This window comes from Nonomuraea jabiensis (assembly GCF_014204795.1).
GTDB lineage: Bacteria > Actinomycetota > Actinomycetes > Streptosporangiales > Streptosporangiaceae > Nonomuraea > Nonomuraea jabiensis.
Window position 1 is genome coordinate 9123925 of sequence record NZ_JACHMB010000001.1, and the last position, 21906, is coordinate 9145830.

Annotated in this window: 18 protein-coding genes; 11 read left to right on the top strand and 7 right to left on the bottom strand. The window is 69.8% G+C overall.

Annotated features, from left to right (window positions below):
* The first annotated feature begins 5 nt into the window (after window positions 1–5).
* The gene (locus HD596_RS41545) at window positions 6–332 is read left to right on the top strand and encodes an RICIN domain-containing protein (protein WP_313046308.1); all 327 of its coding nucleotides are present in this window, start codon (window positions 6–8) and stop codon (window positions 330–332) included.
* Window positions 333–464: 132 nt separating this feature from the next.
* Here HD596_RS41545 and HD596_RS41550 read toward each other — a convergent pair whose 3' ends face one another.
* From HD596_RS41550 to HD596_RS41580, 7 genes are all read right to left on the bottom strand, one after another.
* The gene (locus tag HD596_RS41550) at window positions 465–5090 is read right to left on the bottom strand and encodes a ThuA domain-containing protein (protein WP_221519764.1); all 4626 of its coding nucleotides are present in this window, start codon (window positions 5088–5090) and stop codon (window positions 465–467) included.
* A gap of 185 nt (window positions 5091–5275) precedes the next feature.
* The gene (locus HD596_RS41555) at window positions 5276–6109 is read right to left on the bottom strand and encodes a sugar phosphate isomerase/epimerase family protein (protein WP_185074904.1); all 834 of its coding nucleotides are present in this window, start codon (window positions 6107–6109) and stop codon (window positions 5276–5278) included.
* Between the two features lie 26 nt (window positions 6110–6135).
* Entirely contained in the window at window positions 6136–7344 is a 1209-nt protein-coding gene (locus tag HD596_RS41560; RefSeq protein WP_185074905.1) for a substrate-binding domain-containing protein, read from the bottom strand.
* Window positions 7331–8281 carry an ABC transporter permease gene (locus HD596_RS41565; RefSeq protein WP_185074906.1) on the bottom strand — a complete coding sequence of 317 codons (951 nt, stop codon included), beginning with the start codon at window positions 8279–8281 and terminating at the stop codon, window positions 7331–7333. The genes HD596_RS41560 and HD596_RS41565 overlap by 14 nt, the downstream gene beginning before the upstream one ends.
* Window positions 8278–9291 (bottom strand): ABC transporter permease, encoded by a 1014-nt coding sequence (locus tag HD596_RS41570; protein ID WP_185074907.1) that lies wholly within the window; start codon window positions 9289–9291, stop codon window positions 8278–8280. The genes HD596_RS41565 and HD596_RS41570 overlap by 4 nt, the downstream gene beginning before the upstream one ends.
* A complete protein-coding gene (locus HD596_RS41575) occupies window positions 9292–10722 on the bottom strand; it encodes a sugar ABC transporter ATP-binding protein (protein ID WP_185079033.1) in 1431 nt (476 codons plus the stop codon).
* A 2-nt stretch (window positions 10723–10724) separates the two neighbouring features.
* Entirely contained in the window at window positions 10725–11882 is a 1158-nt protein-coding gene (locus tag HD596_RS41580) for a Gfo/Idh/MocA family protein (protein WP_376776017.1), read from the bottom strand.
* A 55-nt stretch (window positions 11883–11937) separates the two neighbouring features.
* Here HD596_RS41580 and HD596_RS41585 point away from each other — a divergent pair, with 55 nt between their 5' ends.
* The 10 genes from HD596_RS41585 to HD596_RS65820 all read left to right on the top strand — a co-directional run bounded on the left by HD596_RS41585 (window position 11938) and on the right by HD596_RS65820 (window position 21903).
* Window positions 11938–13131: an ROK family protein gene (locus HD596_RS41585; protein WP_376776018.1), complete on the top strand. Its 1194-nt coding sequence runs from the start codon at window positions 11938–11940 to the stop codon at window positions 13129–13131.
* A gap of 130 nt (window positions 13132–13261) precedes the next feature.
* Window positions 13262–14413, top strand: a complete 1152-nt coding sequence (locus HD596_RS41590) for an inositol-3-phosphate synthase (RefSeq protein WP_185074909.1) — start codon at window positions 13262–13264, stop codon at window positions 14411–14413.
* The gene (locus tag HD596_RS41595; protein ID WP_185074910.1) at window positions 14410–15270 is read left to right on the top strand and encodes an SCO3242 family prenyltransferase; all 861 of its coding nucleotides are present in this window, start codon (window positions 14410–14412) and stop codon (window positions 15268–15270) included. The genes HD596_RS41590 and HD596_RS41595 overlap by 4 nt, the downstream gene beginning before the upstream one ends.
* Window positions 15267–16193, top strand: coding sequence for a sugar phosphate isomerase/epimerase family protein (locus tag HD596_RS41600; protein ID WP_185074911.1), 927 nt, complete (start codon window positions 15267–15269; stop codon window positions 16191–16193). The genes HD596_RS41595 and HD596_RS41600 overlap by 4 nt, the downstream gene beginning before the upstream one ends.
* Entirely contained in the window at window positions 16129–16644 is a 516-nt protein-coding gene (locus HD596_RS41605) for an EboA domain-containing protein (protein ID WP_185074912.1), read from the top strand. Before HD596_RS41600 ends, HD596_RS41605 begins: the two co-directional genes overlap by 65 nt.
* Complete coding sequence (locus tag HD596_RS41610; protein WP_185074913.1) at window positions 16644–17486, top strand: TatD family hydrolase; 843 nt, start codon at window positions 16644–16646, stop codon at window positions 17484–17486. Before HD596_RS41605 ends, HD596_RS41610 begins: the two co-directional genes overlap by 1 nt.
* A 2-nt stretch (window positions 17487–17488) precedes the next feature.
* Window positions 17489–18601, top strand: coding sequence for a metabolite traffic protein EboE (gene eboE / locus HD596_RS41615; protein ID WP_185074914.1), 1113 nt, complete (start codon window positions 17489–17491; stop codon window positions 18599–18601).
* Window positions 18601–19926, top strand: coding sequence for an alkaline phosphatase family protein (locus HD596_RS41620; RefSeq protein WP_185074915.1), 1326 nt, complete (start codon window positions 18601–18603; stop codon window positions 19924–19926). Before eboE ends, HD596_RS41620 begins: the two co-directional genes overlap by 1 nt.
* Window positions 19927–19971: 45 nt before the next feature.
* Window positions 19972–21366 carry an RICIN domain-containing protein gene (locus tag HD596_RS41625; RefSeq protein WP_185074916.1) on the top strand — a complete coding sequence of 465 codons (1395 nt, stop codon included), beginning with the start codon at window positions 19972–19974 and terminating at the stop codon, window positions 21364–21366.
* A 120-nt stretch (window positions 21367–21486) separates the two neighbouring features.
* The gene (locus HD596_RS65820; protein ID WP_185074917.1) at window positions 21487–21903 is read left to right on the top strand and encodes an RNA polymerase sigma factor; all 417 of its coding nucleotides are present in this window, start codon (window positions 21487–21489) and stop codon (window positions 21901–21903) included.
* The last annotated feature ends 3 nt before the right edge of the window (window positions 21904–21906 follow it).

Sequence of the window (21906 nt, forward strand, 5' to 3'; positions counted from 1 at the left end):
CCCGAGTGCCAAAGTTTCGCCGACCGGATGGCGACAGTTGTCCGCAAGCCCAGCGGTCGCATTCCCCGGGCGCTGCGTGCGCCCTGCGCAACGTCGGCACCCGACTCTGCCTCGACGTCCCCGAGGGCAGCCGCAACAACGTCGGGCAGATCTGGGTCTACAGCTGTAACGGCACGAGCGCCCAGCTGTGGACCAGAACGCCCTCCGGGCAGATCACCGTCTACGACGGCCAGAAGTGCCTGGACGCCCTGGAGCAGGGCAAGACCGACGGCACCGCGGTCGGCATCCGCGACTGCCAGGGAGGAGACAACCAGAGGTGGCAGGCGGTCTAGCGAGGTCGCGGCCGGGCCTGTACCGTGCCGGGAGGTCGTCTTCGCGCCCATCCGGCGCGCCGCTCGTGAGAGCATGCCCGTGCCGCTGCCCCGCTCGTAGCGGGGCAGCGGCCTATTAAGGGTGTTCGGTTGTCAGCCGCCGATGACCGAGATCATCTTGTCGGCGTCGCGGGTGAGCACCTGGCGTACGTCGGCTCGCGGGACGAGCTTCCCGTCCGCGACGAGCTTCTTGAATTCGGCGAGGAGCCGCACCGCTGTTTCGTCCTTGCCGGAGGCCTCGGCCTTACGGGCCTGGGTCAGCTTCCTCGTCAGCTTGTCGTGCGCGCCCGCCGACAGCCAGCTGGTGGCCCGGAATCGGTCGAGCAGGTTCTGCATGTCCCGCAGCGAGGTGGTGACGTTGAACCGCACCGACGTGGTCACCGCGTTGCCGGCGTTGTCCGTTGACGTCACCGCGACCGTGTGCTTGGCCAGCGCCTGGGTGAACAGTGGCAGCACCGAGCCCGAGGTGTGCGGGACGCCGTCGAGGGTGCCGGTGGTGGTGCGGACGCCCGAGGTGGCGTCCACGGCCTCCCAGGTGATCACCACGTCCTGGGAGTCGCCGTACACCTCGCCGTCGGCCACGCCCGACACGAGCAGGATGGGCTTGGTGCCGTCGATCTTCAGCACCGCCGCCTTCTCCTCCTCGCGATTGCCCGCCGTGTCGGTCGTGCGGTAGCGCAGTTCGTGCTCACCGTCACCGTCGACCACCACGGGCGTTCCCGCGTAGGCCTTCCAGCCGCCGCCGTCGAGCGAGTACTCGATGAGCTTGACGCCGGAGTGGGCGTCCTGCGCGGCCAGCTCGACAGGGACCGAGTCCTTGCTCCATCCGCTCTCGTTCGGCGGGGCGAACGAGGCGGTGGTCTGCGGAGCGGTCGTGTCGATCTTGAGCGTGAGAGAGCGGGCCTGCTCGACGTTGCCCGCGCCGTCCCGCGAGCGGTACTCGAGGGTGCGCGCCCCGTCACCGCTCACCGTGAACGGCATGCTGTACGCGGTCCAGGCTCCGCCGTCGAGGCGGTACTCGGTGGCGGCCACGCCGCTGCCGTTCTCCTCGTCCACCGCGGCCAGGGTGACCTCGATGGGAGCGGCGGTGTACCAGCCGTCCTTGCCGTTCGGCTCGGCCGGGTTCTGCTTCGCCGTGGTGGTCGGCGCGGTCTGGTCGGCCGGGCCACCGCCGACCTTGGTGAGGCGGAAGGTCTGGTTGGGGGAGGCTGTGCAGTTCCATTGGATCACCGCGGCGCCGTCGGCCTGGGAGACGCCGTTGATGTCGACGCACAGCCCGGTCTTGGCGGAGACGATCTGATAGAGGCCTTCGCCGCCGCCGGTCGGAACCACCGTGAAGTACTGGTTGGGCGCGTCTCCGCTGCCGCCGGCGTGGCAGGTCCACTGGACCAGCTGGGTGCCGGGTGTGGCCGTGCCGCCCGGAATGTCGGCACACTTACCGCTGCCGACGTTCTTGAGCTGGTAGCCGCCCGGTGCGGTCACCAGTTCCCACCGCTGGATGGGGTCTTCGGCGGCGCCCATCTGGACGAGCTTGGCGTTGTCCGCGGTCGACGCGTTCTCAGTGGTCACGTTCTTGCCGCTGTGCTGGGCGGTGACCTTGTAGACGCCCGGCTCGATCGCGGGAGGCGGAGCCTCGCCCACGAACTGGACGGCGTCCAGGTCGAAGGCGTTGTTGGCGGAGTTCTTGAACACCACGTAGAGCGTCGAGGTGGTCGCGTTCGCCGCCACTGGGACAGTCTGGGTTTGCTGGTAGTTGTTCCAGCCCCCGGTGTTGGGCACGGCGGCGCTGGCCAGTAGCCGGCCGGTGGGGGACTCGGCGCGCAGCTCGATCAGCCCGCCGCCGGTCGGGCTGGACAGCCGGTAGTTCACGCCCTTGACGGCGTGCAGGTTCATCGGGGTGAACGAGATCCAGTCGTTGTTGCTGATGTCGCCGATGCGCTTGCCGCTCTCGGCGCCCGGTTCGTCGATGACGCGCACGCCGGCCTGGGCGTCGAAGAACTCGGCCTGCTTGCGCATCGGCTGCAGGACTGCCTTGGCACGGCCGGTGAGCGGCATTTCCTGAGAGCCGTCGGTGTAGTGGGCGTTGAGGACGTAGAACAGGTTGGCGCCGTCGGGGTGGCCGCCGAGGTCGCCGGTGTTGACGACGCCCTCGCAGCCGGGGATCTCCACGGTCTCGTGCTCGTGGTCGTCATGGCCGAGCGCCGGGTTGACGAAGACCTTGGCGCAGTCGATCTCGCCGTCCTCGGGATCGGTGACCTTGATCTTGTACGGCACGTCCTGGCCGAACTGGATCGGCGTGCCGTTCAGCGGGGTCTCGATGGTCACTGTGGGCCGGCTGTTGCCGGCGGTGATCTCGATGTTGGCGAAGCCCTCCTTGCCGGTGCTGTCGGTCACCTTGAGCTGGGCGGTGAACCGGCCTGGGGTTTCGTACACGTGGGTGGCCTTGACCTGGGTGGAGTCGACGGTGCCGTCGCCGTCGAAGTCCCAGGCGTAGGTGAGCGAATCGCCGTCCGGGTCGTAGCTGCCGGAGGCGTCGAACTCGACGGTCAGCGGGGTGACGCCGTCGACCCGCGAGGAGGTGGCCTTGGCCACCGGCGAGCGGGCGCCGGCCGCGTAGTCGATCCGGTAGAGGCCGGAGTCGTTGTTGCCGCCGCCGAAGTCGGTGCCCCACTCCAGCAGGTACATCGCGCCGTCCGGGCCGAAGGTCATGTCCATCGGCTTGAGGAAGGGCGTGGTCCCCAGGAAGCTGTTGATCTTGAGGACTTGGTCGTTGGAGTCGAGGTGGATCTCCTTGATGTAGTGGCGCGACCACTCGTAGAAGAAGTTCACGCCGTCGAAGTAGGGCGGGAACTTGGTCTTCGAGGGGTTGTCCGCGTCGTAGCGGTAGACGGGGCCGCTCATCGGCGCCGAGCCGCCCGAGCCGAGCTCGGGGAAGGTCGGGGAGGTGCTGTAGCCGTACCACATGATCGGCTTCTCGATCGGCGGCAGCTCGGTCAGGCCGGTGTTGTTCGGTGACTCGTTGACGGGGGCGGCGCAGTTGAACTTGGCGCCGATCTCCTTGGTGTCCGGGTTGTACGGCGCGTACGGCTGGTTGTCACCGTGGCAGAACGGCCAGCCGAAGTTGCCCGCCTTCTTGATGACGTTGTATTCCACCAGGCCCTCGGGGCCACGGTCGGTGGTGGGGCCGCCCCGGTCCGGGCCGTAGTCGGCCACGTGCAGGTAACCCGTCTTGGCGTCGACGGTGAACCGGAAGGGGTTGCGGAAGCCCATGGCGTAGATCTCGGGACGGGTCTTCGCGGTGCCCGGCGGGAAGAGGTTGCCCTCGGGAACGTCGTAGCCGCCGTCGGCCTTCGGCTTGATCCGCAGGATCTTACCGCGCAGGTCGTTGGTGTTGCCAGCGGTGCGGGCGGCGTCCAGCATGTGCTGACCGGGCCGCCAGTCGAGCGGCGCGTAGCCCTGCCAGTCGGGCGACAGGTTCGGAGGGACGTCGTCGCCGACGCTCAGGTAGAGGCTGCCGTCAGGGCCGAACTCGACCGCCCCGCCGGTGTGGCCTGGCTCGGGATAGGTCCGAGCGCGATAGGCGGGAATTTCGATGATCTTCTTCTCGGTGCTCAGGTCGATGGTGTCGCCCTGCACGGTGAACCGGGACAGCCGGTTGACGTCCTGGGCACTGTCGGCAGGCGACCAGTAGACATAGATCCACCCGTTCTGGGCGAATTTCGGGTCGAGTTCCATGCCGACCAGGCCGTCCTCGCCACCGGTGTAGACGTTGAGGGTGGCGGCGGTGACGGTCATGTGCGTGTCGGGCTTGTAGATCTTCACCTCGCCCTGGCGCTGGACGTAGAACACCCGCCCGTCGGGGGCGACGTCCAGTTCCATCGGGTTGCTGGTGTTGTCGTCCAGGGCGACCTTCTCGAAGCTGCTCCATACGGTGCCGCCGCAGTCGCCCGGCTGGGCGCCGGCCGCCCACTCGACGCCGCCGAGAACGTGCTCGCGGAACTCCGGCTCGGCATAGGCGGCCGACTCGTGTCCCATGGCGGTGGCCCACACCCGGGCGCCCTCGGCCTGGCGGCACCAGGAGATCGGGTGGTCAGGACCCATGGCGGAGGAGCCGGGGTCGTAGGTCGTCTCGTCCGCGGCGACCAGGACGTGCACGTTGCCGCGCGGGTTGGGCGCGAAGTTGTACCACTCCTCCGCACGCTGCCACCGCTGGGGGAGGTTCTTGGTGGAGGGGTGCACGCGGTCGACGACCTTGGCCAGTCCTTGGAGCGTACCGGGCGAGTGCGCCGGCATGTGGGCGCCGCCGTTGATCAGCTCGTCCCACCAGGGGAACTCGTTCTCGATGCCCATGTCGAGCGCGTTGTGGACGGCCACGACGCCCTTGCCCGACCGGACGAACTTCTGCAGCGCCTGCCGCTGGGCGTCGTTCTCCCAGACCATGCCGGAGTTCTGCATCATGATCAGGACGTCGAACGTGGCCAGGTCGGTGTCGTTGAACACCGAGGAGTCGGCGCTCTGCACCACCTCGAAGTCATGGGCAGCGGCCAGCTCGTTCACCATCTGGATGCCGGCCGGGATGGAGGCGTGCACATATCCCGCTGCTTTGGTGAACAGCAGGGCACGGAAGCTGTGGAGGGTGGCACTGGTCGCGTGGGCGGGAGCCGGCGCCAGCGCCAGCAACAAGGCCGGGAGTAAGAGGGCAGTGAGAAATCGTCGCATGGCGAATCTCCTGGGGGGTGTGGCGACACCTCGGAACGAGGTGTGAAGGAACGCTGCTGGGAAGGCGCGCGCCACTGGGGGCGCACGCCGATGGGCGGTCAGGGGGTGCGCAGGTGAGCTGGAGTCGGACGGCGAGCAGGCGTCGGGGGCGCGAAGGTGACCCGGTGTCGGAGGGGCGAGCGGTGTCAGAGGGTGCGCAGGTAGGCGAGGCCGTCCACGGCGAGCGCGTCCTGGCTTTCGGCGAGGGGCCGCCAGATGGAGGCCGCGGTGGCGATGGTCTGGTTGTGCGCGGTGAAGGACTCGATGACGAGCGGCCCGTCATAGCCGGTGTCGTGCAGCGCTTGGGTGAAGCGGGGCCAGTCGAAGCGGTCGGCGCCCGGCGTGCCGCGGTCCGTGCCGCACACCTGCACGTGCGCGATCCGGCCGGCCGCGGCCCGGGCCGCCTGGGCGGGGTCTTTCTCCTCGATGTTCATGTGGTAGATGTCGAGGGCCAGGTGGCAGTCCTCGGGCAGCGCGTCGAGGGCCTGTTCGACGGTGTTGATGAGGCTGGTCTCGTACCGGTTGAGCGGTTCGACCGCGAGTTTGATCCCGCGCTCGGCCGCGTGGTCCAGGACGGGCCGCAGGTTCTGGCGCAGTTCGGTGTAGGCGGCGCGGCGCTCGTCGGGTGACAGCCGCCAGGTTCGGCCGACGGAGGCGTATGCCGGCCCCCCGATCATCGGGGAGCCGACGGTCACCGCCACGTCGACGCAGTGCCGCAGATAGTCCTGGGTGTCGCGGACGGTTTCGGGGCAGGCGGCCACGAGCTCGCGCCCCGGCGGCATGACCAGGACCACGGACGCGGCCAGCCCGTGCTCGGCCAGCACCGTCGCGGCCTTGTCCGGGTTCCAGTCGCCGGGCTGCTCGACGGGCAGCTCGATGACGTCGAAGCCCCACCCGGCGATGCGGGGGGCGAGCCGCGCCAGGTCGTCGTCGGTCAGCGGGGAGACCCAGACCCAGGTGTTCACGCCGATGGAGTACATGCGCCTCTCTTCGCGGTCGGTGCCGATCAGTTCTTCTTCCCGCCCCAGGTCTCCGGGAACCCGGGCAGGGTCTCGCAGCCGCACAGCGCGTAGTGCAGCGGCGGCATGTTGGGCTTGAGGTACGTCGACAGGTTCTCCGAGGTGACCTTCGGCTGCGGCAGGTTCCACATCTTGGGCACCTCCTCGCCCTTGAGGATCTTCAGCGCGGCGATGATCGGGGTGCGCCACTGGTAGGTCGGGTACGTGGGCGCGACGGCGGTGAGGCCCGCGTCCTTCCATTTCTGCAGGAAGTCCTGCTGGTCCTCGCCGTTGATCGGCGGCACCGGCAGGCCCGCGTCCTCGAACGCCTCGATGGCCGCCACCGCCGTGGCTCCCGCGTCCATCCAGACGCCGTCGATCTTGCCGTACCGCTGGATGTAGTCGCTGACGATGCTCTTGGTCTTGGCGGCGTCGCCGTCGGTGAACTCCACTCCCACGACCTGGACCTTGCTCTTGTCGAAGACCACCTTCGCCGCCGACCAGCGGGTCTCCAGCACGTCCACGCCGGGCAGGATGCGCAGCGCCAGCACCTTCCCGCCCGCCGGCACCTTCTCCACCAGGAACTCGGCGGCGTCGGCGCCGAAGGCATAGCCGCCGATGGGCTTGATGAAGGTCACCGGGCAGTCGGTCTGCACTCCCCGGTCGAACACGATGACGGGCACCTTCCCGCACGCCGCCGTCACGGCCGGGGTGAGCGTGGCCGTGGTGTTCGGCGAGACGATCAGCGCGTCGCACCCCTTGGCCTGCAGCTCGGCGATGTCGGAGATCTGCTTGTCGTCCTTGCCCTCGGCATCCAGCGCGGTGAACGTGGAGATCTCCTTGTGCAGGCCCACCTCGGCCTGCATCGACTTCCAGCCGACCTGGCGCCAGGGGTTGTTGACCGCCGCGTTGGAGAAGCACAGCTGGTACGGGCCGTCCTTCTTGTACTTCGCCGTGTCGACCATCTTCGGGGCGATGGCCTGCTCCCAGGGCTTGTCGGAGGGACCCTGCGGCGTCTGGGAGCGCATGGCCAGCTGGGCGTCGAAGTCCGCCTGCACGAAGAACTTCGACTGCGCGCCCGTGCCCGAACCCTGGGCACTCTGACTGGCGCTCGTGGCGGGAGCCGCGGACTGGGTGGTGGACGCCGGCTTGTCGGTGGTGCAGCCGGCGAGGACGAGAACGGCGAACACGGCGACTGCGGCCTTATGACGCGGCATGTGCGTCTCCTCTTCGGGGGGTGAACGTCCGGGGAAGCCGGATGGCTCTGGCCGCGACCGCGGCGATGATGATGACGCCCTGCACGGTGAACTCCAGCGCCCCCGAGATTCCGTACAGGTTGAGCAGGGTGAACAGGGCCTCCAGGGTGAAGGCGCCGGCCATGGCGGCCGGTACGGAGCCGCGGCCGCCGCCGAGCGCCACGCCGCCGAGGACGACCGCGGTGATGGCGGAGAACTCCAGTCCCTGGCCGACCTGTGCCGAGACTCCGGCGAACCCGCCGAGCAGGATCGCCGCGACGGCGGCGGCCAGGCCGGAGAGCATGAAGGCGAAGATCTTGGCCCGGTTGACCCGGACCCCGGACAGTGCCGCGGCGCGCTCGTTGTCGCCGGTGGCCATCAGGGTCTTGCCGAAGTCGGCGCGCATGAGCCAGATCGCCGCCGCCCCCATGGCCAGCAGGATCAGCACCGACCATGGCACCGGTCCGAGGCTGCCGCGGCCGAACATCCGGAAGCCTTCCGACAGGGCGCCGCGGGGCGCGCCGCCGGTCCAGAGGAAGACCGCTCCGCTGAGGATGAGCAGCATGCCGAGCGTCACGATGAACGACGGCACCCGCAATTTGGTGGTGGCCATGCCGTTGACCAGTCCGACGAGCAGGCCGACGACGATCAGCAGGGCGATGACCGGCCAGGTGGCGGACTCCTCGCCGTCGATGAGCCGCGCGGCGATCACTACTTCGGCCGTCACCAGCGAGCCGACCGACAGGTCGAACTCGCCGGAGACGATGACGAAATACTGCCCCGCGGCCAGGATCACCAGCGGCGCGGCCCGTTTGAGGAACGCCAGGAACCCGGCGGGCTCCAGAAAATGGGGGTTGGCGACCGCGATCGCGGCCAGCAGAATCGCGAGGACCGCGAGGATGGGAAGCGCCCTTTTCATGTCGACCGCCCCTTGATGCGCCGGGCGTAGGCGGCCACCGCGATGACGATGACCACGCCGCGGACCACGTCCTTGACGAAGGAGTTGATTTCGAGCTGGTTGAAGATGGTGTCCAGGATGGCCAGCAGCAGGACCCCGCCCACGGTTCCGGCGACCCCGCCCTTGCCGCCGGCCAGGGCGGTCCCGCCGAGCACGACCGCGGCGATGGACTCCAGGTCGTAGCCGCCGTCGGTGCCGACCGTGGGCGCGCCGGCCCCGAGCCTGCCGGCCAGCAGCAGGCCCGCGATGCCGGCGCAGACCGAGCAGAGCACGTGCGTGATCACGATGGTCCGGCTGGTGCGGATGCCGGACAGCCGGGCGACCTCCTCGTTCCCGCCGACCGCGTAGATCCGGTAGCCCAGCCGGGTCCTGCTCAGCAGGAACCAGGCCACGACGGCCACGCCCGCCCAGAGCAGGGCGGAGAGGGGGATCGGCCCGATCCGGGAGTAGCCGAGCAACTGGAACGACTCGGGCACCTTGCCCGCCGGGCCGTCGTACAGGTGGTCGACGATGCCCCTGATGATGAGGGCGACGCCGAGCGTGGCGATGAAGGCGTGAACCTGGAGCCTGGTGATGACCAGCCCGTTGACCAGCCCCACCAGCGCGCTGACGGCCAGCACCGCGGCGACCGCCGGCAGGATGTTGCCGTCCCGGCCCGCCATGATCTCCGCCGCGACCAGCGAGGTCAGGCTGATCAGGTACGCCACCGACAGATCGAGCGAGCCGGCCAGGATGGCCAGTGTCTGACCGATCGCCACGATGCCGAGGGCCGCCGAGCGCTGCTGGATCCCGACGACGCTTTCCATGGTCAGGAACTGGCCGCCGTCGAGCGCGACGAGGACCCAGCCGACCGCGATCAGGCCGAACAGCGCGAGGAACACCATCTGCGTGGGCTCACGTAACCGGGCCGCCAGGCCGCCTCGTGCCTCGCTGCCGAGGGCGGGACGGCGACTGCGTGAGAGGGTGTCCATTCAGGCCACCTCGCTCGCGGCCAGGCGCATGACGGCCTCCTCCGAAGGGCCGGCCGGCAGCGTGCCCGCGATGCGGCCGTCGCGCAGGACGACGACGCGGTCGCTCATGCCGATCAGCTCGGGCAGCTCGGACGAGATCATCATGATGGCCATGCCGTCGTTGGCCAGCTCGCGCATCAGGTCGTGGATGGCGGCCTTGGCCCCGACATCGACACCCCTGGTCGGCTCGTCGAACAGCAGCACGCGCGGCGCCATCGTCATCCATTTCGCCAGCACGACCTTCTGCTGGTTGCCTCCCGACAGGTAGCGGACCTCCTGTTCCTGGCGCGGAGGCGAGAGGCGTACCCGTTCGAGCAGGTCGCCGACGCCGTCGCGGCCCTTGGCGCCCGTCGCGCGGGCGACGAGCAGGGCGTTGTCGCGTACGGACTGGCGCAGCGCGAGCCCTTCGGCCTTGCGGTCCTCGGTGACGAGACCGATGCCGAGGGCCACGCCTTCCCGGACGGAGCGGGGGCGTGATGGGGTCATCTCGCCCGTGGCGAACGGCTCCGCGCCGAAGATCGCCTTGGCGAGTTCCGACCGGCCGGACCCCTGCAGGCCGGCGATGCCGACGATCTCCCCGGCGCGCAGCTCCAGATCGATGTCGCGGAGCTTGTGGTTGCCCGCTCGGTGCAGGCTGAGCCGTACCTCGCCGGCGCCGGTCGAGCGGGGCGGAAAGTAGGTGCCGAGATCGCGGCCCACCATCAGGCGGATCAGCTCGTCGGGGGTCACCTCGCCGATCGGGAGCGTGGTGACGAGCTTGCCGTCCTTGAGCACGGTGACCCGGTCGGCGAGGTCGAACACCTCGCGTAATCGGTGGGAGATGTACACGACGGCGACTCCACGCTCCCGCAGCCGCCCGATCAGCCGGTAGAGCAGCTCGACCTCGTGCTCGGCGAGCGCCGCGCTGGGCTCGTCCATGACGACGAGCCGGGCGTTCACCGACAACGCCTTGACGATCTCCACGACCTGCTGCTGGGCCACCGACAAGCGCTTGACGGCGTCACGCGGGCCGAAGGAGTGCTCGCCGAGCTCATCGAGGAGCCGCGCGGTCGCCTGCTCCATGGCGGCCCGGTCCACCAGGCCGCGCCTGACGGGCTCGCGCCCGAGGAAGACGTTCTCGGCGACGGTGCGCTCGGGCAGCAGGTTGAACTCCTGGTAGATGATCGCGATGCCGGAGCGCTGCGCGTCCAGGGGGTGGCCGAAGGAAACCGGCCGACCGTCGATCTCGACGGTGCCCTCGTCCGGCGCGTGCACCCCGCAGATGATCTTCATGAGGGTGGACTTTCCGGCGCCGTTCTCGCCGACGACGGCGTGGACCTCGCCGGCCGCCACGTCCAGGTCGACGCCGGACAGCACCCGCACGCCCAGGAAGCTCTTGCCGATGCCGCGCATGCTCAGCACTCGGTCCACCCCCCGGTCCGCGCCGAGGTCAGGACGGCCTCGCAGATGGCGGCGGCTCGGGCGCCGTCCGCGAACACCGGCAACCCGTCACGATGCTCGCCACGGAGCGCGGCGTAGGTGTCGGCGACGAAGGCGTCGAAGCAGTCATGGTAGCCCTGAGGGTGTCCGGCCGGGAGCGGCGAATACGGCTGGGCCGCCGCGGAAAGGATCGCCGGGTCGCGCATGAGCGTCCGCGATCCGCTGCGGTCGCCGACCCAGAGAAGCTCGGGCTGCTCCTGGTCGAACGCGAGGCTCGCCTCGGTGCCTGAGATCTCCAGGAACAGGCGGTTCTTGCGGCCCGGGGAGACCTGGCTCGTGGCGAGCGTGCCGAGGGCGCCGGAGGCGGTGCGGAACTGGACGGTCGCCACGTCCTCCGTCACGACGGGCGCGTTGGTCGCCCGGCTGGACTGGACGATGGCGGTCTGCGCGCAGACGCTGACGATGCGGTCGGCGGTGACGAACTCCGCCAGGTCGCACCAGTGGGAGCCGATGTCGGCGAATGTCCGGCTGGGCCCGCCGAGCTCGGGGTCCACCCTCCAGTTGTCGTCGTCCGCGCGGAGCAGCCAATCCTGCAGATAGCTTCCCTGGATCAAGCTGATCCTGCCGATGTCACCGCGGGCGACCCGCTCCCGCGCCTCCCGCACCATGGCGTGGAAGCGGTACACGAACGGCACCGTCGCGACCAGTCCCGCCTCGGCCGCCCGGCCCGCCATGAGCGCGGCGGTCATCGCGTCGCCGGCCAGCGGTTTCTCGCAGACGACGGCCAGCCCGGCCGACAGCGCTTTGAGGACGAACGGGGCGTGGAGATGGTTGGGGGTGCAGATATGCACCAGATCGATCTCGCCCGACTCGATGAGCTCGTCGCCGGAGGCGAAGACCCTGGCAGCACCCAGTCCGGCCTCCTGCGCCTTCTCTAATCGCGACCCGGCCACGCCGGCGATCGTTGCCCCGGCCATGCGCGCGGCGCGGGCATGCACCCGGCCCATGAAACCGGTGCCGACGATCCCTACACGCGGAGCATCATCCGGTTTCCGGCTTATGTCCTTCATGTTGCCGGATGCTAGATCGCACTTATGCCGACGGTCAAGCAAAAGTTGAAGTGTAAATGGCATAATTGCGCATGCGGGATCATATGAAGTGTGCATCTATCGACGAAATGGAGCGCTGTTGACTGAGAGCATGCTGACCGGCACAAGCAGCCCGGCGGCAGGAGCGGGGGCTCTGCTCTCGCTCCTGCGCGACGGGCGGGCCCGCACCCGCGCTGAGCTGGTCGAGCTCACCGGTCTGGCGCGGTCCACGGTGTCCCTGCGCCTCGACGCCTTGCTGAGTCGGCGCTGGGTGGTGCCGGCCGACGACGTGATCTCCTCTGGCGGCCGTCCGGCGACGGCGTTCGCGTTCAACAAGAGTGCGCGGATCGTGCTCGCGGCTGACCTGGGGGCGACGCACGCCAGGCTCGCCGTGACCGACCTGGCGGCCACGATGCTGGCCGAGCAGGAAGTGGAGATGCCCATCGCCCGCGGTCCGGAGGCCGTGTTGACCTGGCTCGTGGACGCCTTCCGCGAGCTCCTCACCGAGTGCGACCGCCGTCTCGCCGACGTGTGCGGAGTCGGCGTCGGCCTGCCGGGTCCGGTGGAGCATGACACCGGCAAGCCGGTCAACCCGCCGATCATGCCCGGCTGGGACGGTTTTCCCGTGCCCGACTGGCTCAGCGCTCGGCTCGGTGTCCCTGTGCTGGTCGACAATGACGTGAACATGATGGCGCTGGGTGAATACTGGGCCGGGCGGTCCGGGGCCGAGCACCTCATCTACGTCAAGATCGGCACCGGCATCGGCTGCGGCATCATCAGCGGCCGCAGCCTGCACCGCGGTGCGCAAGGTGCGGCGGGGGACATCGGCCACATCCGGGTGCCCTCGTCCGAGGAGAACCTGGTGTGCCGCTGTGGAAACGTCGGTTGCCTGGAGGCCGTGGCGGGCGGCGCGGCGCTGGCCGCACGCCTGCACGCGGCGGGCCACGAGACCGCCGACAGCCGCGACGTCGTGCGCCTGGTGCGTGCGGGCAACACCGAGGCCATCCAACTGGTCCGGCAGGCAGGCCGGGAGGTCGGCGTCGTCCTGGCCTCCATTGTGAACTTCTTCAACCCAGCCGTGATCTTGATCGGCGGTGACCTCGCGGGAGCGGGCGAGCACCTGCTCGCCGGACTTCGAGAGGTGATTTACAGCAGGTCCCTGCCCCTCGCCACCCAGCATCTGAGCATTCGTGTCAGCGAGCTCGGCGACCGGGCGGGGGTGGTCGGCGCGGCGGTGATGATGATCGAGCACATGCTGTCGCCAGAGGCCGTGGACCAGGCGCTGTCGGCCTGAGCGACGCCAGTTAGGGCGAGAGTCGGCAGACTTATGCTTGACCGTCGATAAAAGGACTCTTACGATCCGCGTAATCCCATACCGGTATGTCCCCTCCATGCCGGTATACGCGGAATGAACAGGAGCTCCTATGCGCAAGGTCGGTGTCTGGTTCATCGGAGCACGTGGATCCGTGGCGACCACCGCGACCATCGGCGCCGCCGCGGTCAAGGCGGGCGCTTTACCGGCCCAGGGATGCGTCACCGAGTCCCCGGACTTTCCCGGAGGCCTGGTTCCGATCGCCGGCCTGCTCTTCGGCGGCCACGACATCACCGAAGTCCCCTTACGGAAGCGCGCCGAACAGCTGAGCAAGGCGGGAGTGGTGCCGGCGGGCCTGCCCGGACTGCTCGACCAGGATCTCGACGCCGCCGACGCGGAGATCAGACCGGGTCATGTTCCCGGCGACAACACCCAGGCGGCAGCGGCGGCCCGCCTGGCCGACGACATCGCCGACTTCCGCGACCGGCACCGGCTCGCCCGGGTGGTCGTCGTCAACGTCTCCTCCACCGAGCCTCCCGCCGCCCCACGCCCGGAGTTCCAGAGTCTGGCCGACCTCGAAGAGCGGCTCGCCGCGGGCGATGAGGTGCTGCCGACGAGCTCCCTCTACGCCTACGCCGCGTTCCGCGCCGGCTGCGGCTACGTGGAGTTCACCCCCTCCACCGGGCCCACCCTGCCGGCCTTGGCCGAGCTCGCGGAGTTGCGGGCCGTCCCGTATGCCGGGCGCGACGGGAAGACCGGCGAGACCCTGGTCAAGAGCGCCCTGGCGCCCATGTTCGCGCAGAGGTCGCTGCGGGTCCGCTCGTGGTCCGGGCTCAACCTGCTCGGCGGGGGAGACGGCGCCACCCTCGCCGACCCGGCGGCCCGGGCGAGCAAGGCGCTCTCGAAGGACCGGGCCGTCGCCGGGATCCTCGGCACGCCCGTCGAAGGAGAGACGCACATCGACTACGTCGAGGATCTCGGCGAGTGGAAGACCGCCTGGGATCATGTGACCTTCGAGGGCTTCCTCGGCGTGCGCATGAGCCTCCAGTTCACCTGGCAGGGTTGCGACTCGGCGCTCGCCGCGCCGCTCGTCCTGGATCTGGCCCGGCTGGTTGCTCGCGCGCACGAGCGCGGCCGGTACGGCGTGCTGGCAGACCTCGGCTTCTTCTTCAAGGACCCGCTGGGCGCGGATGAGCATGCGCTCGCCGCCCAGTACTCCCGGCTGCGCGCGTTCGCCGCGGACCTGGCTGGGGATGCCTCGTGAAGGCGCTGCTCGAACTGGTCCGTGCCCCCGCCGCGCTGTCGGTGCCGGGGGACATGATGGCCGGGGCCGCCGCCGCCGGGCGGAACTCCACACCTGGCCTGGCCCTCACCTCGGTGCTCATCTACTGGGCGGGCATGGCGCTGAACGACTGGGCCGACCGCGAGGCCGACGCCGTAGAACGGCCGGAACGCCCCATCCCCTCGGGCCGGGTACGCCCGGGCGCCGCGCTCGGCATCGCGGCCGGGCTGACCGGCGCGGGCCTGGTCGTCGCCGCGGCGTCCGGCGGTCGCCGCGCCCTGGGAGTGGCCGGGTTACTGGCCGGTGCCGTGTGGGCGTATGACCTGGGACTCAAACGGACCCCGCTGGGACCGGCCACGATGGCGAGTTGCCGCGCACTGGACGTGCTGCTCGGCGCGGGCCCACAGGTCAGGGCCGCCGCCCCGATGGCGTTGGCGATCGGCGCCCACACCTACGGGATCAGCATCCTCGGCAGAGCCGAAGTGACCGGGGCGACGGTGCAGACAGTGCGCGGCGCGCTCGCCGCCAGCACCGCTGCGGCCGGGCTGGCGGCCGTGTCCTGCCTGCGTGACAGTTCCTCTTCGAAGGACGCCACCGCGCGGGCGAGCGCCGCACTTCTCCTCGCCGGCCATCTCACCGCGACCATCCCGGCCCAGGCCGGGTTACGCGCCCGCCCCGATCCCGAGCAGGTACGCAAGGCCGTCCGGGCGAGCATCCTCGGCCTGATCCCCCTGCAGGCGGCGGCGGTCGCAGGCAGCGGACGACTGCCGGCGGCAGGCATGTTACTCGGCGCGCTGCCCGCGGGCAGGTGGCTCTCGGCCCGGATGGCCACGTCATGACCCGGACCGGCGTGAAGACCCCGGCCCTGAACTGGGCCTATTGCACCAACGGATTTGCCGGCCATCGACTTCACGAGGCCCTCGTCATCCTGTCCGAGCTGGGCTACACGGGTGCCGCCATCACCCTGGATCACGGCCATCTGGACCCCTACGCCCCCGGATTGACCGCCGAGGTGAACCGCATCGCGGGCCTGCTCGACCGGCTCGGTATGAACGCGGTCATCGAGACGGGTGGTCGCTACACCCTCGACCCCCGCCGCAAGCACCATCCCACTCTCATCAGCGAGGACGCCGAGCGCCGCGTCGGATTCCTGAGCCAGGCCATGCGGATCGCCGCCGACCTGGGCGCTCCCGTGGTGCACCTGTGGAGCGGGGTCAAGCCCGAGGACGTGCCCGAGGAGACGGCGTGGTCCCGGCTGGCGCGCCAGTGCGAAGAGCTCCTCACCACAGCCGATCGCCTCGGCATCACGCTCGGATTCGAGCCCGAACCCGGAATGCTCGTGGAAGACCTGGCCGGGTTCGAGGGGCTGCGGGCCATGCTCGGCGATCACCCTCGCTTCGGGCTCACCCTCGACATCGGGCACTGCCGCTGCCTGGAACCGGACGACGTGCCCGCATGCGTCCGGCGGGCGCTGCCGTATCTCGTGCATGTGCAGATCGAGGACATGCGCCGAGGCGTCCACGAGCACCTGGAGTTCGGCGAGGGCGAGATCGACTTCCCGCCGGTGCTCGCCGCGCTGGCCGGTTATCGGGGCCAGGTGGCCGTGGAGCTCGCCCGGCACTGCCACGCGGCACCGCAGGTCGCCCGCCGGTCGATCGATTTCCTCAGGACCGCGAGTCAGGAAGGAAGGAGACGGTATGGGCGAGATGGAGCCGCGGGCGGAGGAGTGGCTGGCGCGGGCGCTGTCGCAGGTCGAGGCTGACCACGGCGCCGTACACCTGCTCTTCCCGCAGGCCGAACGGCGGGGCGGCACCGGCGCGCGGCGCGCGCTGCTCGCGGCGCTGCACGGGGACCAGGCGACCATACGAGCGCTCTACGAGCGGGGCGACAGCGGTGAGCGGCTGACGATCCTGGCGGCCCTGCCCGAGCTCGGCCTCGGCGCGGCGGCGATCCCGCTGGTCGAGGACGCGTTGCGGACCAACGACGCGCGGCTGGTGGCCGCGGCCCTCGGGCCGTACGGCGCGCAGTGGCTCGACGACCACGCCTTCCGCCAGGGCGTGCTCAAGTGCGTCTTCATGGAGATCCCGCTGGCTTCCATCGCCGGGCTCGACCGCCGGACCGACGTCGAGCTGACCCGCATGCTGTCGGACTTCGCGACGGAGCGGCGGGCGGCCGGACGCCCGGTTCCCCACGACATCCTGGAGAGGATCTGATGCGTATCTTCGACCCGCACATCCACATGACCTCCCGGACCACGGACGACTACCAGCGGATGTACGACGCCGGGGTACGCGCCGTGGTCGAACCCGCCTTCTGGCTGGGGCAGCCGCGGACCAGTGTCGGGAGCTTTCTCGACTACTTCGACGCGCTCCTCGGCTGGGAGCCGTACCGCGCCGCGCAGTACGGCATCCACCACCACTGCGCCCTCGCGCTCAACCCGAAGGAGGCGAACGACCCGCGCTGCGCCGAGGTGCTCACCGAACTGCCGCGATACCTGCTGAAGGACTCCGTCGTCGCGGTCGGCGAGGTCGGCTACGACTCCATGACCGACGCCGAGGAGCGGGCCTTCGAGGCTCAGCTCGCGATGGCGGCGGACAACGACCTCCCGATCCTGGTGCACACCCCCCACCGAGACAAGGTCGCGGGAACCCGCCGCAGCCTCGACGTCGTCAAGGCGGCGGGCACCCCGCCCGAACGGGTGCTCGTCGACCACCTCAACGAGCCCACCGTCGGCATGGTCGCCGATTCCGGCTGCTGGATGGGGTTTTCGATCTACCCCGACACCAAGATGGACCCCGGCCGGATGGTGGCGATCCTCAAGGAGTACGGCACCGCCAGGATGCTGGTGAACTCGGCCGCCGACTGGGGCCGCAGCGACCCGCTGAAGACCCGTGAGGTCCGCGACGCCATGCTCGCCGCCGGCTTCGGTGACGACGATGTGGACCAGGTGCTCTGGCGCAATCCGGTCGCCTTCTACGGGCAGAGCGGACGGCTCGATCTGGAGACCGGCTCACCCGATCCGGACTACGCCGGCAACACGATCAAGCGAGGCTGACCATGCGACTGCGCCACCCGGACGGCTCGACCGTGCACCTGGCCTACTGCACCAACGTGCACCCTGCCGAGGATCTCGCCGGCATCCATGGACAGCTCTCAGGTATCGCGGCGAGGGTCAGGAATCTGCTCGGCACCGAACGGCTCGGTCTCGGCCTGTGGCTGTCGCAGCACGCCGCCGCGGACCTCCTTGCCCGGCCCGAGGAGCTCGCCGGCCTGCGTGAGCGGCTGTCCGAACTCGGGATGGAGGTCGTGACCCTCAACGGGTTCCCGTACCGCGGCTTCCACGACGAGATCGTGAAGTACCGCGTGTACACGCCTGACTGGGCCGACGCGGAGCGGCTGCGCCACACCCTGGGGCTCGCCGAGATCCTCGCCGCGCTGCTGCCGGACGACGTCACCGACGGCACGATCTCCACGCTGCCCCTCGCCTGGCGGACCGGCTGGACGGCGGAGAAGGCGGCAGCGGTCGCGGCCAATCTCGACACCGCCGCTCGTGGACTGCGCGATCTGGCCGATCGAACCGGCAAGACGATCCGGCTGGGCTTCGAACCAGAACCTGGCTGCATCGTCGAGACCACCCCGCAGGCCACCCGCCTGCTGGCCGACGTCGACCGCGACCACCTCGGCGTATGCCTTGACGCCTGCCACCTGGCCGTGGGCTTCGAGGAAGCCGCCGCGGCGGCCGGCCTCGGACTCCCCATCGTCAAGCTCCAGGCATCGTGCGCCCTGGAGGCGCCACCCGGCAGCCAGGACACGCTGAAGGCGTTCGACGAGCCCCGCTTCCTGCACCAGACGCGCTCGCCGAGCGGATTCACCGACGATCTGGGCGAGGCGCTGGCCGGCGGGCTGCCCATGGGGGAGCGCTGGCGGGTGCACTTCCACGCACCGCTGCACGCCGCACCACCGCCACCGCTCACCACCACCGCGCCCTACCTGCGGGAAGTGCTGGATGCCCTGTTCGGCGGCCCCGCGCCGCTCACCCGGCACATCGAGGTGGAGACCTATACCTGGAATGTGCTCCCCGGCGCACCACCGGACCTCGCCGAAGGCATCGCCGCCGAACTCGACTGGACCCGGCGGCAACTGGCCGCGCTCGGTCTGAAGGAGCTGTGATGGCGCCACTGGTCGTGATCAACGTCGTCGGGCTCACCCCGCGCCTGCTGGCCCACATGCCCAACGTGGCGAAAGTGGGCCCGGCAGGCGGCCTGCGCCCGATCCTTCCGGCCGTCACCTGCTCGATGCAGGCCACCCTGCTCACCGGCGCGCCACCGCGCGAGCACGGCATCGTCGGCAACGGGTGGTACTTCCGGGACCTCGGCGAGGTCCTCCTGTGGCGCCAGCACAACGCGCTCATCCAGGGCGACCAACTGTGGAGCGCCGCGCCCGGGCTGCGCACCGCCAACGTCTGCTGGTGGTACGCGATGGGCGCGGCCACCGATCTGCTCGTCACCCCGCGCCCCATTTACCACGCCGACGGCCGCAAGTCGCCCGACTGCTACACCCGCCCGCCCTCACTCCACGACGACCTCGAAGCCGCGCTGGGACCGTTCCCCCTGTTCACCTACTGGGGCCCGAACGCCGGGATCGCCTCCTCCGAATGGATCATCGCCGCGACCCGCCGCATCCTGGCCCGCGAACGGCCCGACCTGCTGCTGGTCTACGTACCGCACCTCGACTACGACCTGCAACGGTACGGCCCCAACGGTCCCGAGGCGATCGCCGCGGCCCGCGCCGTCGACGCCGCACTGGCCCCGCTCCTGGAAGAGGATGCCGAGGTGGTGGTGCTGTCGGAATACGGCATCACGCCGGCCTCCCGCCCGGTGGACATCAACCGGGCGCTGCGCACCGCAGGCCTGCTGGAGGTCTACACCCAGGCCGGGATGGAGTACCTCGACCCGTGGACCTCCCGCGCCTTCGCCGTCGCCGACCACCAGGTGGCCCACGTGTACGTACGCGACCCCGCCGACCTCGACCGTGCTCGCGACGTCATCGCGACCCTGCCCGGCGTGGACGAGGTGCTCGACCAGACGGGCAAGGCGAAGTACGGCCTCGACCACGAACGCGCGGGGGAACTCGTCGCGGTGGCCGAGCCCGACGCCTGGTTCACGTACTACTACTGGCTCTCCGACGATCGGGCGCCGGACTTCGCACGGCTGGTGGACATCCACCGCAAACCCGGTTACGACCCCGCCGAGCTGTTCATGGACCCCCAGGATCCCTTCGTCAAGCTCCGCGCCGCGGCAGCGCTGGCCAGGAAGAAGCTGGGGTTCCGCTACACGATGTCCGTCGTACCGCTGGACCCCTCGCCGGTCCGCGGCAGCCACGGTCGCCTCCCCGACGATCCCGCCGACGGCCCCGTCCTCATCGGCCCCTTCGACGGCGACTCCTACGCGGCGACCGAGGTCAAGGACCTTCTCACCGCACTCATCCGCGGTTGACCGCCTTGACCTCGACCTGGTGTGGCGCTTGCCGCGAGAGTCCGTTTGCTGTTCCCGCTGTCGTTGCTGTTGTCGATGCTGGCGGGAGTGCTGACCGTACCGTGGTCCACCTCGGCGGTGGCAGCTTCGCGATCGCAGTTCGCCTGCGACGCAGAGGATTCGCCGGACAAGGGATGGGTGTTGCCGATCTACGTCTATCAGCCAGAGCAGGACAAGTACGACGCCGATCTGGGCGCCCTGTTGAACGCCATCTGGGAGACGGACCAGACCTTCGACGCCAGCGCTCAACGGTTCGAGATCTCCCGGAGAATCCGGTTCCTGCAGGATGGCGACTGCCGTCCCGTGGTGGCGAAGCTGCCCTTCGTCAAGGGCCGCAACCGGGCGGAGATGAGCAAGGCGCTCGGGGAGAACCTCGCCGCCCAGCCGGCCCTGGTGCGCAAGCTCTGGCCTACCAATCGTGTGAAGCCGCTGTTCTCCGTCAGGGACAACGACATCACCAACTCGTGCACGGGTGGCGGTGCCGACGCCGGACTCAGTAATGGTGGCGCCATCCTGCCTCGCTGGTGCTGGGGCGAAGCCGGGCTCACCCACGAGCTGCTGCACACCTTCGGGCTTTCGCACTGCAACAACGATCCCAAGAACGGTGACGACCCCCTCTGCCGCAACTCGGGCAGCAAGCCGGAGTGCAAGAGCGACGCCGCGTCGAACTATCACCTCGACTCCTGCCGGATCGACGACTTCCGCTACTTCGAACCGACGCCCGTGCGGCAGCCGCCACTGGCGAAAAACTGGAACGTCGCGTTCAGCCCGTACCTGATCCAGGACCAGCCGAGCCCGGTGTGGAACCTCCGCCTCAAAGCAGTCGATAACGGCAAGTGTCTCGACGGCAGCGGGCAACAGGTGGTACAGCGCTCGTGTGCGGACACCAAGAACCAGACCTGGCAGCGGACAAGCTTCGTCAGCCGGGCCGGCGGCCGCCTGTCCGTCAAGGACAACAATGACGGAGCTCCGGCGGTGCGCGATGCCGGAGGCACCGTCATGGCCGAATCGCTTGGGGGCACCACAGCAGCGTCGACCCCGACCAAGACCCCGGAGGCCACCACGACTCCCACCCCGACCCGGGCTCCTGACCCCTCCGCGGCTCCGACGACGGCGCCTGAACCGCCCCCGTCCCATGGGCCGCAGGCACGGACCGCCAGCTTCAAGAGCTCGTACGGGACCTGCCTGACCGCCACCCGCACACAGGCGAGCCTGAAGGCGTGCCGGACGAAGTGGCGCGTCGTGCCGGTCGCCCGCGGGGCCGTTCAACTGCGATACGGCAGCGGCTGCCTGGCTCTCGGCCCGGCCCGCCAGGGTAAGCGCGCCGTCGTCCTCACCGCCTGCCGCGGCACGGCCAAGGGCCGGCGCCGGCTGCTGGAAACGCAGCGGCCGGCACGGTGACGGATGAAGAGCGCGACCACGAAGGCCACCCGGCTCGTCATTCTCGCCGCCGGCAAGTCGGCTCGCGTGTATGCCAAGGCGGCGTACACGAAGAACGCGCTGAAGTTCGCGATCAGGTAAGTGACGGAGTCCACCATCGAGGACACCGCCCTGACCCGCCTGGTCAGGGCGGGGGACAGTCGTGCCATCGCCGAGCTCCATGAGCGGCATCACGCGGCTGTCCTCGCTCTCGCCCGCCGTCTGTGTCTAGACCCGCAGACGGCGGAGGATCTCGCCAGTGAGGCGTTCGTCCGCACCCTCCGGACCGTCCGCTCTGGCACGGCCGGTCCGGAGGGGCCGTGGCGTCTTTATCTGTACGCGGTGGTACGCGACACGGCAGCCGAGTCGCTCCGATCAGCGGCTGGCCCTGACCCGGAGTTTGGGGAGAGGCGCTGGCGGCTTTCGCGGTCGCTGCGCGCACATCTGGAGTCGTGCCCGAACTCCTACACCGCAAAGCGCGGACCGCGGCGAAATGCTTCGACCGGGTACTCGTGGTGAGTG